We start from the raw sequence: 15810 nt of genomic DNA on the forward strand, positions 1-15810 counted from the left end.
TAGCATGATCACCATGACTACTTCGGCAGTGCACACCCCGCGCGGACCGGTGACGCGCAAAGACGTGGCCCGGTACGCCGGGGTGAGCACCGCCGTCGTGAGCTATGTGGTTAACGGCGGCCCCAAGAAGGTGGCGCCGGCGACGGAAGCGAAGGTCCAAGAGGCCATCCGGATCCTGGGGTACCGCCCGAATGCCGCCGCGCGTGCGCTCAAAATGGGGTCCAACCAGACCATCGGCCTCGTGATTCCGGATTCCAGCAACCCGTTCTGGGCGCTGCTGGGACATGCGGTGGAAGTGGCTGCCGCCGAGCGCGGATATGCCCTGTTGCTGACGAATTCCGACAACAAGCTGGACTCCGAACGCCGCCACATCCGTAACCTCGCCGCCCGTCAGGTAGATGGCGTGGTCCTGGCAAGCGTCATGTTTGAACCCGATTTACTGGAGCTTTTCGGCGCGGAAATCCCCTCGGTCCTGTTGAACCATGCCTCGATCGCTCCCGGGTTCAACAGCGTAGGCGTGGACCTTGAAGCGGGAGCCCGCCTGGCCGTGGAACATTTGATCGGCCATGGCCACACCAACATCGGACTCGCCATGGGCATCACGGCCGACAACGAGGCCGATGGGCGCGAGGAGGGGTGGCGGCGGGCGCTCGAAGCTGCCGGACTCCCTGTTGGGCCGCTTGCCCGCGACGGTTTCGACCGCCCCGGGGGCTACGCCGCCGGACAACGCCTCCTGGCCGCCGACAACCGTCCGACGGCGATCTTCGCCAGCTCCGATATGCAGGCAATCGGGCTCCTGCGGGCAATCCGCGAGGCCGGCTTGTCCGTTCCTGACGATATTGCCGTGGCGTCCTTCGACGGTTCGATCGAGGCCGAATACAGCTGGCCGGCGCTCACCACCGTAGAGCAGCCGGTGTGGGAGATGGCAGAGGCCGCGGTGTCCGCGCTGGTGGGCGAGAATCGCAACGAACCCCCGCGGCACAGGGTCTTCCCCACGCAGTTGCGCATCCGGCAATCGTGCGGGTGCCCGTAGCGCGTTCCCAGCCCAACCGACTCGCATTTGTTGTCGTTTTGAGGGCTCATAACGACAACAAGTGCGAGTGAGTTGGGCCTCCCACGCTAAGGTGCCGCGATCCTGAGCTTCCCGACGCCGTCGGCGAGGATGCGCCGGGCATCCTCGCCGAGATGCGAATCCGTCACGAGCACGTCGGCTTCCTCCAGCTGGGCGATCGAGGCGATGCCCACCGTTCCCCACTTGCTGTGGTCCGCCAAGACCACCACGTTGCGGGCCGCACTGATGAAGGCCCGGTTGGTTTCGGCTTCCTGCAGGTTCGGCGTGGTGAATCCGGCGTCCGCATCCATGCCGTGGACGCCCAGGAACAGGGTGTCCAAGTGCAGTTGCTTCAGCGCGGCCGTTGCGATGGGACCCACCAAGGCATCCGACGGCGTGCGCTCTCCGCCCGTCACGATGACCGGGAAAACCGGCCGTGAACCGGAGGCATTGTGGAAGAGATCCGCAATCCTGATGGAATTCGTCACCACGGTGATCCGCGGGCCTTCCAGGAGTACCTTGGCGAGCTCGTAGGTGGTTGTTCCGGCGCTCAGGCCCACGGCCATGCCCTCATGGACCAGGGTGGCGGCCTCGATGGCGATCGCGTGCTTTTCCTCGATCAGCTGGGTGGATTTCAGCTCAAAGCCGGGCTCGTGGGTCCGGGCATCGCCGGGTATCTTGGCCCCGCCATGGATGCGCTCGACGAGTCCGGACTCCTCAAGCGACTCGATGTCGCGCCGAACGGTCATGGCTGAGACGCCCAGCAGTTGCGCGAGGTCCGAGACACGGACAACCCGTTCGCGCTGGACGGCGTCGACAATGGCGGTGTGGCGGGCTGCCTGAAGCATCGGAGCCTTTCTGGAGGGGCGGCGGGTGGCTAGGCGGGAGTGGCGACGACGGCGACGCCTCCGGCAGTAAGGTTTAGCGTACCTCCGGTGGGTGCCCCGCTCAGGAGCTCGACGCCGTCGAGCGGCACCTCCACGTCCTGCGAGCCGTGGTTGATGACGAAGGTCCAGTCCTTGGTGCCGTTGCTCCTGCGGACGATTTCCACGTCTTCCGGGGGCTGAATGCCCAGGACCGGCTCCACCCCGGCGTCCGAGCACAGGAGCTGGACCAGTTCGGCCAGTCCCGCGCGGCCCAGACTCGTGGCCACGTAGTAGGCGGCACCGCGTCCGGCGGATCCCGCCCGGCGGGTCACCGCCGGCGAGCCGTCGACGCCGGTGCGTGCGACGCCGGCGCCTGTGCCGTTTGTGTCTCCGCCGCCGTCGAACGTGGCAAGAACCTCCGCCGCGGTTGCCTTCCCCAGCTCGCTCCAGACTGTCCCGGAGCCGAAGCGGCTCAAGCCGACGGCATCGCCGGAACGCAGGGGGAAGAATTCCTCCATGCTCACGCCGAGCAGTTCGGAGAATGCCCCGGGATAACCGCCGCCGTTGACCGGGTCCATACGGATGTGATCGTTTTCGTCAACGATTCCGGAGAAATAGGTGATCACGAGGGTTCCGCCGGCTTCGACATACTCGTGGAGCTTTGCCGCACCTTCATCCGTGACCAGGTACAGCATGGGGGCGATCACCAGTTTGTAGCCGGAAAGGTCATCGGTGCTTTGCCGGATGTCCGTGGTGACGCCTGCCCGGTAGAGGGCGTCGTGCCAGCGCCGCGTTTCCGGGAGGTTCCGTGCGTCCTCGCTGGGGTGCGAGTCCAGTTCGGTGCCCCAGCGGGCGTCGGTGTCGTGGATGATGCAGGCTTCGGCCTGGACCGTTGAGCCGGCCACCTCCGAAATGCTCTCGAGCGCGCGGCCCAGCTCCACCACTTCGCGCCAGACTTTGCTGTCGCGGCCGGCATGGGGGACCAGTCCGGAGTGGTATTTTTCGGCCCCGGCGCGGGAAGCCCGCCATTGGAAGAACAACACGCCATCGGTTCCGCGGGCCACGTGCTGCAGCGAGTTGCGCAGCATTTCGCCCGGTGCTTTGGCCACATTGCGGGGTTGCCAGTTGACTGCCGAGGTGGAGTGTTCCATCAGGAGCCATGGCTTGCCCTGTGCCCAGCCGCGGGTGAGGTCCGCTGTCATGGCCAGTTCCTGGAAGTTCCGTTCGTCGGCCGCAATCAGATAGTGGTCATTGGACACGACATCCATATGCCCGGACCAGCGCCAATAGTCCACAGGAGCGCTCAGGCCCATGTTGAAGCCCATGAAATTGGTGGTCACCGGGTGCTTCGAATTGGCCCGGATGATGTCTGCCTCTGCGTTGAAGCACTCAAGAAGGGCATCGGAGGAGAACCTCGCGAAATCCAGTTGCTGCGTGGGGTTAACCCACGTTCCCGAGCGGCGCGGCGGCAGGATCTCGGCCCAGTCGTGGTAATGCTGGGACCAGAAGGCCGTGCCCCAGGCCTCATTGAGCGCGTCCAGGCTCCCGTACCTGGCCTGGAGCCATTCCTGGAAGCCACGCTCCGCGTGGGGGCCGAAGTCCGGTTGGTTGTGGCAGCCGTACTCGTTGTGGACATGCCACATCACGACGGCGGGGTGCCCCGCGTAGCGCTGGACGATCGCCGTCGTCAGGGCTGCTGCCGCCCGGCGATAGTCCGGCGAGCACGCCGCGAAGGCCTGGCGCGAACCGTAACTTTGCCGGACGCCGTCGGCATCCACCGGGAGTGAATCGGGGTACTTGCGGCTGAACCACGGCGGGGGAGAAGCACTCGCGTTCGCGAGATCCGCACTGATGCCGTTGGCGTGGAGCAGGTCAAGGATCCTGTCCAGCCAGCCGAACTCGTACCGGCCTTCTTCGGGCTCCAGAAGGGCCCAACTGAAGATGCCGACACTGACGAGGTTCACCCCGGCTTCCTTCATGAGGGCGACGTCGTGTTTCCAGACCTCTTCGGCCCATTGTTCGGGGTTGTAGTCGCCGCCGAACGCGATCCGGCCGCCCAACTTGTCGACGATGTAATCCATTGCCATGCGTTTTATCCTTTGCTGGAACCGAGCGTGAGACCGGCCACGAATTGGCGCTGCAGCACGAGGTAGATGATCAGGGTGGGTATCACGGTGATGGTGGCGCCGGCCGCCAGCAGGTTGTAGTTGCTGAGGAACTCGCCCTGCAGGTTGTTGATGGCCGTTGTGATCGGCAGCCGGTTACCGCTTTGGATGAAGAGAAGCGGCCAGAAGAAGTCGTTGTAGATGAAGATGACTTCCAGGGTTCCGAGCGCCGCGAGGGCGGGCCGGCACAGCGGCAGGATGATGTTCCAGTACTGCCGCCAGATCCCGGCACCGTCCACGAGCGCGGCCTCCGTCAGGTCGGACGAGAGGGCCTTCATGTAGTTGGAAAGCACGAAAGTGCAAAACCCGATCTGGAACGCCGTGTCCACGGCGATCACCGAGATGTAGGTGTTGAGCAGGTTGCCGGAATCGCTGAAGGAGTACGGCAGCGTGACATGTTTGAACATCTCGAACAACGGGGCTGCCAGAACCTGCGGGGGAAGGAGGTTCCCGGCCGTGAACATGATCAGGAGCGTGACGTTGAATTTCCAGCTCACCCTGGAGACGGCGAATGCCATCATCGAGGCAAAAAACAGGGTCAGGAGCACCGCCGGCACGGTGATGATCACCGAGTTCAGGAGGTATTTCGAGAATCCGCCTTGGGTCCAGGCTTGGATGAAGTTGTCGAAATTGAAGGTGCCGCCAAGGCTGAAATAGCCGTATTTGTCCGTATCCGCCTTGGGACGCAACGCCGTGAACAAGGACCAACCCAGCGGAATCAGCCACATTATTGCCATGACGGTCAGGAAAATATGGGTCCCGTAGTGGCGCTTCCCGGAGGTCCGGGTTGTGCCTGCGGCTGCTGTTGTGCGCGGGATGGGGTTGGCGAGGGTGCTCATGCCTTGCTCTCCTTGCCGAAGGTGCGGATGAGGTAGAAAACGATGGGGATCAGCGAGATGACCAGGAGAATCACCGCGAGGGACGAGCCGACCCCGATCACCTGGCCTTCGCCGATCAGGTTCTGGATCACCAGGGCGCTGATCAGTTCAAGGCCGTTGGTCCCTCGGTTGATGACGTACACAATGTCGAAGGCACGTAGCGACTCGATGATCGTAATCACCACGATCACGATGTTCACGGGGCGCATTGCCGGGAAGACGATACGGAAGAACGTCTGCGCCGCATTGGCGCCGTCGATCGACGCCGCTTCCTTCAGCGAAGGGTCCACGCCCTTGAGCCCGGCCAAGTACAGGATCATCACGTAGCCCGCGTGACGCCACGTAGCTGCAACCATGGCCGCCCAGATATTGACGTTCGAATTTCCAAACCAGTCCACAGCCTGCGGTGTGCCCGCTGTCCCCAGGAGGTAGTTCAGGAGTCCGCTGTCCCGGTTGTAGAACAGCTGCCAGATGATGCCGATGAGGGCCAGCGACAACATGACGGGTGTGAAGAAGATGCTCTGGTAGATCTTGCTGCCGCGGATCTTCTGGTCCAGGAGCACGGCCAGCAGCAGGCCGAGGGGCGTCGCGATGAGGGCCAGGAAGACAAGCCACAGGACGTTGTGCTGGATCGCGGGCCAGAACGGGGGATAGTCCTGGACCACGTAGCGGTAGTTGTCCGTCCCTGCGGCCTTGATGTCCTTCAGGTCCAGGCCGTTCCAGCGGGTGAAGCTCAGCGCAATGGAGAAGAGCGTGGGCAGCCAGACCAGCAGCAGCTGGATCAGCGTAGGCAGGCCCACCATGATCGCGAGGATGAATTTGTCACGGCGCGTGAGGCGGCGGACCCTGCCTGCTTTGCCGGTCCGCCTGCCGGTGCCGGGCTGGCTCTTGCCGGCCGTGGTTCGCCCTGCAGCACCGGGCTCGCTGTCCGGTGCTGCAGGTTTCTCGGCGGTAGTACTCATGGGGATTCCTTCACCTACTGGGCTGCGTAAAGGGTCTTGGCCTGCGCTTCAAGGTTCTTGACGTCCACGGTGCCGTCCTTGATGAAGGACTGCAGCGCCGGGATCATCACGTTGTTCGCCATGGCAGGGAGGGCATCCCGGTCCAGGAACTGGCTGATGTACTTGGCATTGGCGATGGTGTCCGCGCACTTCTTGTTCAGCGGCGTGAACTTTGACGTGTCGGCGCCCTTGACGGTGGCGATGTTGGAGCCATCCACGGCTGAGTAGGCGTTCTGGCCTTCGGCGGATCCCATGAACGCCAGGAAGTCGTGCGCTGCCTTGTTGTCGCCGCCCTTCTTGGACAGGAGCAGTCCGTCGATGGGGGCCTCGACGGCGTCGGTGCCTTCCACTGCGATTTCCGGGAACGGGAAGAAATCGATGTCCGCCAGCACAGCGGGATCCGTGAATTGCTGGGTCACGAACGAACCCAACAGGTACATGCCGGTCTTCTTGGCTTCGAGTGCCTTGGCCGCATCCTGCCACGTCTGGCCGAGGGCATTGGGGTCTTGGAACGGCAGGAGGGCTTTCCAGGTGTCGAAGACGTCGCTGACCTTCTTCTGGTCCCAGCTTTCCTTGTGGGCGGTCAGGTCCACGTGGAATTGGTAGCCATTGAGGCGCATGTTGATGTAGTCGAAGGTGCCCATGGCGGGCCAACCGTCCTTGTCCGCGAAGCCGATCGGGATGATGCCGTCGGACTTCATCTTGGCGGCCAAGGTCTTCAGCTCATCGAACGTCTTGGGGACTGCGTAGCCCTTTTCGGCCCAAAAGCTCTTCCGGTAGAAGAAGCCCCACGGGTAGTTGTAGTTGGGGACCAGGTACATCTTGCCGTCCGGCCCGGTGGAGGCCTTCTTCATGGCGTCGGAGAAGTTGCTGCCGATCGTTGCCCACACGTCATCCACGGGAGCCAGGAGGCCCTTGCCCGCGTAGTACTGCATGCGGTAGCCGGCGAACCAGGTGAAGGCATCGTCGGGGCTGCCCTGGAGGTAGGAGTTGATCTTGTTCTGGAAGTCGTTGTGCGGGACGACGTTGGTGGCCACCGTGATGCCGGACTTCTTGGTGAAGGCATCGGTGACGGCTTTGTAGGCTGCCTTGGGAACATCGTCCGAAGAACCCGAGCCGAAGGTCAGGCTGTTCGAGGAGGCTCCGGGAGCTGGCCCGGAGCCACCGGTGCAAGCAGCCAGCAGCGGAATGCCGGCGAGCCCCGCGGCACCGATACCGAGCGTTTTCAGGATGGTGCGGCGTCCAGGGCCCGCATTGTGGGCCGACTGGAACGGGTCAAGATTCGCTGCCATGTTCTCTCCCTTGAAAGCGTGGTGCTTGTGAGTTTTCTCACGTAGAACTCGACTATAACCGCTCAAAACAGAACATGAAAGAACTAAATATAACATTCTTGCGACGGCGGGTTTTAAGACAAAAGCGGCGGTCCTCTTTGGAGAGAACCGCCGCCTTAGCTTGGTGGCCTTTGGAGCTTTGCTTGTTTGGGGCCGTGCCTATTTCTTCAGTGACTGCGCGATCTGGGCCATGATGGTGGGGTCGGAGAGGGTGGTGGCGTCGCCGGGTTCGCGGCCTTCGGCGACGTCTTTGAGGAGGCGGCGCATGATTTTGCCGGAGCGGGTTTTGGGCAGTTCGGGGACTACGAGGATGTGCCGGGGTTTGGCGATGGGGCCGATTTCCTTGCCGACGTGGTTGCGGAGCTCGGCGATGGTGGTGTCGCCGTCGTTGACGGCGTCCGCGCGGAGGATGACGAACGCGACGACGGCCTGGCCGGTGGTTTCGTCGGCGGCCCCGACGACGGCGGCTTCGGCCACGGCGGGGTGGGAGACGAGGGCGGATTCGATTTCGGTGGTGGAGAGCCGGTGTCCGGAGATGTTCATGACGTCATCGACGCGGCCCAGGAGCCAGATGTCCCCGTCGTCGTCTTTCTTGGCCCCGTCCCCGGCGAAGTACATGCCCTCGAAGCGGGACCAGTAGGTCTCCTTGAACCGTTCCGGGTCCCCCCAGATGCCGCGCAGCATCGCGGGCCAGGGTTCGCGGACCACGAGGTAGCCGCCGTGCCCGTCCGGGACGGACTGGCCGGCCTCGTCCACGACGTCGATCGCGATGCCCGGCAGCGGGACCTGCGCGGAGCCGGGCTTGGTCGCGGTGACCCCGGGCAGGGGGGCGATCATCTGGGCACCGGTCTCGGTCTGCCACCAGGTGTCCACGATCGGGGCCGGGTGCTCCTTCTTTTCGCCGTTCCTGCCGGCGTTGGCGCCGATGACCTCCCGGTACCACATCCAGGCCTCGGGGTTGATGGGCTCCCCGACGGAGCCCAGGACCCGGATCGAGGACAGGTCGTACCGGGCCGGGATCTCCTTGCCCCATTTCATGAAGGTCCGGATCGCGGTGGGGGCGGTGTAGAGGATGGAGACCTTGTACTTTTGAACGATTTCCCACCAGCGGCCCTGGTGCGGGGAATCCGGGGTGCCTTCGTACATGACCTGGGTGGCGCCGTTGACCAGGGGGGCGTAGGCGACGTAGGAGTGTCCGGTGACCCAGCCGACGTCGGCGGTGCACCAGAACACGTCCGTCTCCGGGTGCAGGTCGAACACGGCCCTGTGGGTGTAGGCGGTCTGGGTGAGGTACCCGCCGGTGGTGTGCAGGATGCCCTTGGGCTTGCCCGTGGTCCCGGAGGTGTACAGGATGAACAGCGGGTGTTCGGCGTCATGCCCGACGGCAGTGTGCTCCGTTGATGCGGTCCCGACGGTGTCCTCCCACCACTGGTCCCGGCCCTGGTGCCAGTCCACGGGTTCGCCGTTGCGCTTGACGACCACGACGTTCTCCACCGTGTGGCCGGGGGCGCTCAGGGCCTGGTCCACGGCGGGTTTGAGCGGGCTGGGCTTGCCGCGCCGGTAGGTGCCGTCCGCGGTGACCACGAGTGTGGCCTGGGCGTCATCGATCCTGGAGCGCAGGGCGTCGGCGGAGAAGCCGCCGAACACCACCGAGTGCACGGCCCCGATCCGGGCGCAGGCCAGCATCGTGATGACCGCTTCCGGGATCATGGGCAGGTACACGGCCACCCGGTCCCCCTTGGCCACACCGAGGGATTCGAAGGCGTTGGCGGCCTTTTTCACCTCTTCGGTGAGCTGCGCGTACGTGTAGCTGCGGGTGTCGCCGGGTTCGCCCTCGAAGAAGATGGCCACCCGGTCCCCGAGCCCGTTCTCGACGTGCCGGTCCAGGGCGTTGTACGCGGCGTTGACCTTGCCGCCGACGAACCACTTCGCGAACGGCGGCTCGGACCAGTCCAGGGCCTGGCTGAAGTCCGTGTCCCAGTCCAGCAGTTCCCGGGCCTGCCTGGCCCAGAACGCCGGACGGTCCGCCTCCGCCTCCGCATAGACGCCGGCGCCGACGACCGCGTTCGCGGCGAACTCCGGGGTCGGCGCGAACTTCCGGTTCTCATGGAGAAGATTTTCAAGGGCATCGCCGTTGCCTACCCCGTCGGATCCGGTTGCCGCGGTGGTCGTCGATCCATTGGCGTCCTGGGACATGTGAACCTCATCATTCATCGATCTCTGCCGCGCGGGTGTCCCGTGAGCGGGGCCGCCCCAACCGAGCCGATCGTGCACGGCGTTGGGCTGCGGCGCCTCACGGGATTCCGCAAAGAGCTTTTCCGGAACCCACCTTAGCGTTTTGAGCCGACAACAAGTGTCTGCGGTCACAATCTGGACCGTGAGCGGCCGGTGATTCGCGCCGAACGGCGCCGAAGGCTCCCGGGCTGGCTCCCGACGCGGGGAATATTACGGTGCGGTATCCCGGCGTCCGCGCCCGCGCCAACTAGTGGACTGTCAGACGCGTGGCATAGGCTGAGAACGTCTCGAGACGCGAAAACTTGCCGCCTGACCTGGCCCGAAAACACGGAGTGCAGCCTTGGGCGGCAGCGTACCGGGCACCGCCGTACAAAGGAGATTTGCACATGAACCAGACGAGCCAAGGTCCGAAATACGGTGCACTCGCGCCCGGATCGGCCCCCGAAGCAGCAGCTGGATCCGGGGCGCCAGAGCCCGGCAGCGTGACCTCCTCGAAGTACCAGGCCGTGCTGGGTCCGTTCACTATCCGGGACCTGACCGTTTTCGGCTCCACCTTGCTGATGTTTGTGGGGTCCCTCCTGCCGATGTTTGGCGGGCGCTACAACCTGTGGAACCTTGACAACCTTTTCTTCCTGGCACTGGGCATCATTCTTCCCCTCGTAGTTGCCGCTTTGTTCGTTGCCCGTCGCCTGCAGCCGGGGAACATTGTGAGAATCGGTTCCCTCTCGACTGACCAGTTCGCTTCCGTTGTGGCGTCGTTCGCTTTGACCCTGTTCTTCCTGTCCGCAGCAGGCGCGTTTACCGTTTTCGTGCTCGTCGGTCTCATTGGCGCGATAGGTCTTCTGGCCGCGACGGTCCTGGCTCCCCACTTGCCGCTTCTCCGGGACGATTTCAAGGACCGGGCCGAACAGCCCGCTCACGTTGTGGCCCGTGAATCGGCCATTCCAACGCGCAAGCCTGCCGTGCCGAAGCCAGCGAAGCCTATGCCGGCGCCTGCCAGCCCGGCACCCGTAGAGGCCGCTGCCCCAGCGCCGGCCGGGGAAGCCCCCGAACCCGCACCCGCCGTCGTCGCTCCCGCCGGGCCCGCCGCCGTCGTACCTGCCGAGTCGGCAGAGGATCCAGCAGCAGGCGGTGTCCGGGACGCGCATGCGCACACGCCTACGCCCGAGGAGCCCAAGCACCTGCCTACTGCCACCATGGCTACGCCGATCGTCGGCGGCCCGGATATGGTAGCCGGGGCCGCCACCCAGCACATCGGCACGGTCGATCAGCCCCGGATGTACGAGCCCATCGGCGCCACCGTGGATCCGGCCACGCGAAAGGACGAATCCGACCACCAGTCGGGGTACGAGGCATTCTGGTTCGCCGTGGCCCATCCCCGCGTCGTTGTCGACGAGCACACAGGAATGCCCGCCTTCACCATCGAACCGGGCGCGTGGGTCCTGGCCCTCGAAGACCGCGGCGAGGAATTCCTCGTGCAGGATACTGACGGCAAGGTGGGCGTCCTGCGCGATCTCAGCCACATCGAACGCGGCTGACCAGGCCGGCTGTGGACACCGTCGTCGAAACCCCGCTGGCTCTGAAGCGGCGTGCGCGCAAAATCAACAAGGCGCTTGCTGAGCTCTATCCCTACGCCCACGCTGAGCTTGATTTCCGGAACCCGTTCGAGCTGGTAGTGGCCACGGTGCTGTCCGCCCAGACCACGGATGTGCTGGTCAACCAGGTCACCAAGATCCTGTTCGCACGCTATCCGGATGCCCGGAGCATGGCCGAGGCAGAGATTGCCGAGCTGGAGGCGATCCTGCAGCCCACCGGTTTCTTCCGTGCGAAGGCGAAGAACGTCCTGGCGTTGAGCACGCGCTTGGTGGACGAATTCGACGGCGAGGTTCCTGGCCGGCTGGAAGATCTGGTGACGCTTCCCGGCGTCGGGCGTAAAACGGCAAATGTGGTGCTGGGCAACGCGTTCGGCGTCCCGGGAATCACTGTGGACACGCATTTTGGCAGGCTGGCGCGCAGGTTTGGCTGGACGTCGTCCGAGGACCCGGTGAAGATCGAGTTCGACGTCGCCGAGCTGTTCGAGCCCAAGGACTGGACCATGCTGTCCCACCGCGTGGTTTTCCACGGACGCAGAGTTTGCCATGCGCGCCGGCCAGCGTGTGGAGCATGTGCGGTGGCCAACTGGTGCCCGAGCTATGGCGAAGGCGAAAAGGATCCCGTCAAAGCGGCCAAGTTGCTCAAATACGAACTGGCCCCGGGCAACGAAGCGCTTCTCGCAAAGCTGCTTGCCGAGACCCATCGCGCGGCCGAGATTCGGATGGAATCACAAAGGAGACCGGCATGACCGCGCTCGAGGACCTCGTCAGTCTCATCACAAGGATTGATTCCGGGCTGCATCCCGGCCCTGATCCGCGGATTGCCGCTGCAACCGTAGATCCGGACAAGGCGCGAAAAGCGGCCGTGCTCATGCTCTTCGGCGTCTTGGACGACGTCCCCGCCCAATCCGGGAAACCGGTGGCCCCGGCTGATTTGGACGTGTTGCTCCTGGAACGCGCCCACACCCTGGACGACCATCCGGGACAGGTGGCGTTCCCCGGCGGCAGTATCGATCCCGGGGATGAGTCAGCCGTAGCGGCGGCCCTCAGGGAAGCGGAGGAGGAGACCGGCCTGGACAGCGGTGGCGTGCAGGTGCTGGGTGTCATGCCGGAACTCGGCCTGATCCGCAGCAATTTTATGGTCACACCGGTCTTGGCGTGGTGGGCGTCGCCGTCGCCAGTGATGGTGGTGGACTACGCCGAGTCCGCGCAAGTGTTCCGTGTTCCGGTGCGTGACCTCTTGGATCCAGACAACCGATACACCGGGACGCTCACGCGGCTCGGCCGGACGTTCTCAAGCCCGGTCTTCCAAGTCAACGGACTAGTGGTCTGGGGTTTCACCGGGATGGTGCTCAGCGGCCTGTTCGACGCTTTGGGGTGGACTGTTCCGTGGGACACGGAGCGCGTGCTCGAAATAGAGATTTAGCCTCGCGCTATAGGCGCGTCTCCGGCTGCTGCGCCCTCCCGCTACGCTGCGTGCGGGGTTGTGTTTGAGTGATCCACCACGATGCCCGTGGCGGCATTTTCCCGCACGGCCGTGATGCCGGCCGCCACGGCCTTCAGGTGTTTGAACCGCGGCGATTCCGCCACCAGGGTTCCATCGGCAGTCGTCAGCCGAAACCGGTAACCATCTTCGCCGTCTTTGAGAATTTCGAATCGTCCAGCCATCGTTGCTGTTCCCCCTTGGATACTGCCTCGCATACCGACTCGCACAGTTCGTGCGTCCTTGCACTGTGGCATTCCTCACTTCGGAAGCCACAACTCGAGACTATCGAGAAGAACCGGGAGGGCTGAAGTTACCTTGGAGTATATTACTTGCCTGAGTCATGCCAGGTTCGTATCCGCCGTATGACTCGCTTTCGGCCCCGGTGAGGGCTATCGTTCCGGACTTCAAAAGATCAGTGCGCGCCTCGGCGCAGGCACCGGGTATTCGGCGATCGCCATCCGGAACTCTTCCTCGGCGTTGAGTCGCCGTCGGACCTCCATCGATTCCAGCCTCTGGGCATCTTCCGCGTCAATGCCGGGGTTTTTCGCCAGTTCCTTGATCCATTCGCCGGCCACGACGGCGTCATGTTGCTCGCCCAACAAACGCTGCAGGCCGATCGCCGGCTGGATCACCCCGGAAGCGTGATGGCTGAAGGCATCCGCAACTGCCTCCACCGAGTAGCGGAGGCACTTGACGTCTTTGCGTGCCTGGTGGAGCGCAGCGTTGCGCACCTCCGGGTCGCTGCTGCCCGCCTGCTCCGCGAGGCTGTGCTGCAACCGCTCCCACCGCGCCTGGAGGCGCTCGGCGAGGTCCGCCGTCGGGTGCTTGTATTCCCTTGCGGCGGGCACTTCCAATAGCGCGGCTCTTGCAGCCCGCACCGTGCGTTTGCTGCGCTTGTGCCCGCCAAGGGCAGCGGCCAACCGGGCACTGGACGCTTCCAGTTCCTCCACGGCCAGGCGCACGGCTTCGGGGCTTTTCCAGGAATCCTTTGTGTCGAGGGATAGCCGGATCCTCTGCGCCAGGACGTAGGCATCCCTGGACTCGCCGAGTGAAGTTGCGAGCCAACTGACTTCCTCGCGGGCCGGCCGTGGGAGTTTCGGGATCATGCCGCGATAGCAGCTGAGCACTGAACGGAGCCGGCGAAGCGCAAGCCTGGCGTTGTGTACGGCTTCCGGATCTGCCGCTGCGATCAGCGGCAATTGTCCCTCCAACTCTGTCAGTTGGAAGGCAATGTATGCAGCCAGTGGTGCCTGGCCCTTGTTTCCCACGGGGCAATCGTCCTCTGCTGTTGCGCCCGGGGCAATAGCGCCCCTTACTTCGCTTTGTCGTAGGAGTCGACGACGGCGACGCTCACCGGGAATTCCACCGGAACCCGCCCGAACAACAGTTCCTTGGCGGCGGCCGCGGCCTCTTCGATGGCGTTGATGCATGCTTCTACCGACTCGGTAGGCGCGTGGACCATGACTTCGTCGTGCAGGAAGAACACGAGTTCTCCCGCAGGCAGGCCGTCGGCACGTGCGGTGCGCAGCCGCCGTCGAAGTTCGGCAAGCCAGCACGACGCCCAGTCCGCAGCGGAACCTTGCACCACAAAGTTCCGCGTGAAACGGCCCCGCGAGCGGGCGATGCTGTCCGCGCGACGCTGTTCTTCCGCCGTCGTGGATTGCTGGCTGCGGATCCAGCGTTCCGACGGCGGTGGGCTGCTGCGGCCCAACCTGGAGGTCACGGTGCGGCCGCCTTCGCCGTCGCGGGCTGCCTGTTCGACGAAGCCGACCGCCCGGGGATAAGTGCGGGTCAGCTGAGGCATGAGGCGCCCGGATTCGCCCGTGGTGGCACCGTAAATTGCGCCGAGCAGGGCGATCTTGGCCTTCGAACGGTCGCCACCGAAGCCCTGCGCGGCGATCCCGGCGTACAAGTCCTTGTCGCGCGCAGCCTCGGCCATCTTCGAGTCCTGCGCCAGCGCCACCAGAACCCGGGGCTCGAGCTGGGAGGCGTCTGCGACGATCAATTTGTGCCCCGGGTCGGCATGCACCGCGCCGCGGATCTGGCGGGGGATCTGCAACGCCCCGCCGCCCCTGGACGCCCAACGGCCGGAAACCACGCCCCCCACCACGTACTCGGGACGGAAACGCCCTTCGCTGACCCACGCGTCCAGCCACGACCAGCCGTTGGCAGCGAACAAGCGGGAGAGCTTCTTGTACTCCAGTAGTGGCTCGATGGCCGGATGCTTGGATTCCTTGAGTTCCCACTGGCGGGTGGTTTTTACTTCGATGCCGTTCCGGTGCAGGGCACGCATGAGGTCCTGGGGTGAATCAGGATTCAGCTTCGGAGACTGGAGAATCCCGCGAAGCTCGTTGCAAAGAGCCTCCAGCCTGGCTGGCCGGTGGCCGGCGGGAGGCCGGGGACCCAGGTGGCCTTCCAGGATTTCTTCATGCAACGCCTCCTGCCACGGGACACCCGTGAACTGCATTTCGGCGGCGATCATGGCACCGGCGGATTCCGCAGCGAGCAGCAGTTTCAGGCGGTGCTGCCGGCCTTCTTCCCTGGAGGCCTGGCCGAGCGCGTGTTGCTGGGCGGCAAACTCGGCCCGGATCTCGTTCAGGCTTGGCTGGGTGCTGCGCGGGACCAAGTCGTCGAACAGCGCGTCCTGCTCGGCGGGCGGCGGGGGAGGCTGGAGGACCCGAGGCGGAACCGGCATTTCGTCGTCTTGCGTGAGTTTTTCCGCGCTGCGGGCATAGCCCGTGTGGGCCGTGAACTCGGAATGGACCAGGATGGCGCGGCAGAGTGTGAGGTCATGGCAACGCTCCAGTTCCACCCCTGCCTGAAGCATCGCCGGGTACCAATCCTGCGTCCGGTTCCAGACCCAGCGCGGACGACTCTTCTCCAACACGCTTACGACGCCGGCCAGCTCGGCCTTTCGTACGAGCCGCGGCTCCGCCACGGCTACTCCGGCAGCATCGCTTTCCTGAATAGCTGCGCCGTCTGGATGGGCGGCGAGCAGCAGGTACATGCTGACAATTCTGCCCTGTGAATCAGTGGAACCTTGCACTTTGCGGACAGCTGCCGTCCGCGATGCTTCTGGCGCTTCCGTCCGGGGTGCTTCCGTCCGGAACGCGGACTCGTCCCCCACAGGGGTTGTTGTGGTTGCTTTTCCACATATGCCGATACGGGCCTTCAACGCTCGTGGCGAAACGGAGAGAGTGGCTTC

The 15810-nt window shown here is 64.5% G+C and carries 13 protein-coding genes; 4 read left to right on the top strand and 9 right to left on the bottom strand.

Annotated elements, in window-relative coordinates; genetic code table 11:
- Nucleotides 1-13: 13 nt before the first annotated feature.
- A complete protein-coding gene (locus ABD742_RS01985) occupies nt 14-1033 on the top strand; it encodes a LacI family DNA-binding transcriptional regulator (protein ID WP_234748697.1) in 1020 nt (339 codons plus the stop codon).
- Nucleotides 1034-1119: 86 nt separating this feature from the next.
- Here the strand turns inward: ABD742_RS01985 and ABD742_RS01990 are convergent, their stop codons facing one another.
- The 6 genes from ABD742_RS01990 to acs form a co-directional block, all read right to left on the bottom strand.
- Complete coding sequence (locus tag ABD742_RS01990; RefSeq protein WP_234748699.1) at nt 1120-1899, bottom strand: DeoR/GlpR family DNA-binding transcription regulator; 780 nt, start codon at nt 1897-1899, stop codon at nt 1120-1122.
- Between the two features lie 29 nt (nt 1900-1928).
- Nucleotides 1929-4004, bottom strand: a complete 2076-nt coding sequence (locus ABD742_RS01995) for a beta-galactosidase (protein WP_234748701.1) — start codon at nt 4002-4004, stop codon at nt 1929-1931.
- A gap of 5 nt (nt 4005-4009) precedes the next feature.
- Nucleotides 4010-4921, bottom strand: coding sequence for a carbohydrate ABC transporter permease (locus ABD742_RS02000; RefSeq protein WP_234748703.1), 912 nt, complete (start codon nt 4919-4921; stop codon nt 4010-4012).
- Entirely contained in the window at nt 4918-5922 is a 1005-nt protein-coding gene (locus ABD742_RS02005) for a carbohydrate ABC transporter permease (protein WP_234748707.1), read from the bottom strand. Before ABD742_RS02005 ends, ABD742_RS02000 begins: the two co-directional genes overlap by 4 nt.
- Before the next feature lie 14 nt (nt 5923-5936).
- Nucleotides 5937-7253 (bottom strand): ABC transporter substrate-binding protein, encoded by a 1317-nt coding sequence (locus ABD742_RS02010; protein WP_234748711.1) that lies wholly within the window; start codon nt 7251-7253, stop codon nt 5937-5939.
- 198 nt (nt 7254-7451) lie between these two features.
- Nucleotides 7452-9488, bottom strand: a complete 2037-nt coding sequence (gene acs / locus ABD742_RS02015) for an acetate--CoA ligase (RefSeq protein WP_234748713.1) — start codon at nt 9486-9488, stop codon at nt 7452-7454.
- 425 nt (nt 9489-9913) lie between these two features.
- On the opposite strand from acs, the gene ABD742_RS02020 reads away from it, so the two are divergent.
- From ABD742_RS02020 to ABD742_RS02030, 3 genes are read left to right on the top strand one after another with little or no spacing between them, the layout of a single operon-like run.
- Complete coding sequence (locus ABD742_RS02020; RefSeq protein ID WP_234748715.1) at nt 9914-11065, top strand: MFS transporter; 1152 nt, start codon at nt 9914-9916, stop codon at nt 11063-11065.
- Between the two features lie 11 nt (nt 11066-11076).
- Nucleotides 11077-11868 (top strand): endonuclease III, encoded by a 792-nt coding sequence (gene nth, locus ABD742_RS02025; protein WP_234748717.1) that lies wholly within the window; start codon nt 11077-11079, stop codon nt 11866-11868.
- A complete protein-coding gene (locus ABD742_RS02030; protein WP_234748719.1) occupies nt 11865-12545 on the top strand; it encodes an NUDIX hydrolase in 681 nt (226 codons plus the stop codon). Before nth ends, ABD742_RS02030 begins: the two co-directional genes overlap by 4 nt.
- Before the next feature lie 41 nt (nt 12546-12586).
- Here the strand turns inward: ABD742_RS02030 and ABD742_RS02035 are convergent, their stop codons facing one another.
- The 3 genes from ABD742_RS02035 to ABD742_RS02045 all read right to left on the bottom strand — a co-directional run bounded on the left by ABD742_RS02035 (nt 12587) and on the right by ABD742_RS02045 (nt 15612).
- Entirely contained in the window at nt 12587-12787 is a 201-nt protein-coding gene (locus ABD742_RS02035; RefSeq protein WP_234748721.1) for a YegP family protein, read from the bottom strand.
- A 222-nt stretch (nt 12788-13009) separates the two neighbouring features.
- Complete coding sequence (locus ABD742_RS02040) at nt 13010-13873, bottom strand: CHAD domain-containing protein (RefSeq protein ID WP_234748723.1); 864 nt, start codon at nt 13871-13873, stop codon at nt 13010-13012.
- Nucleotides 13874-13917: 44 nt separating this feature from the next.
- Nucleotides 13918-15612 carry a bifunctional 3'-5' exonuclease/DNA polymerase gene (locus ABD742_RS02045; RefSeq protein ID WP_234748725.1) on the bottom strand — a complete coding sequence of 565 codons (1695 nt, stop codon included), beginning with the start codon at nt 15610-15612 and terminating at the stop codon, nt 13918-13920.
- Nucleotides 15613-15810 lie beyond the last annotated feature (198 nt).

Origin of the sequence: Arthrobacter ramosus, from assembly GCF_039535095.1 — a bacterium.
Taxonomy (GTDB): Bacteria; Actinomycetota; Actinomycetes; order Actinomycetales; family Micrococcaceae; genus Arthrobacter; species Arthrobacter ramosus.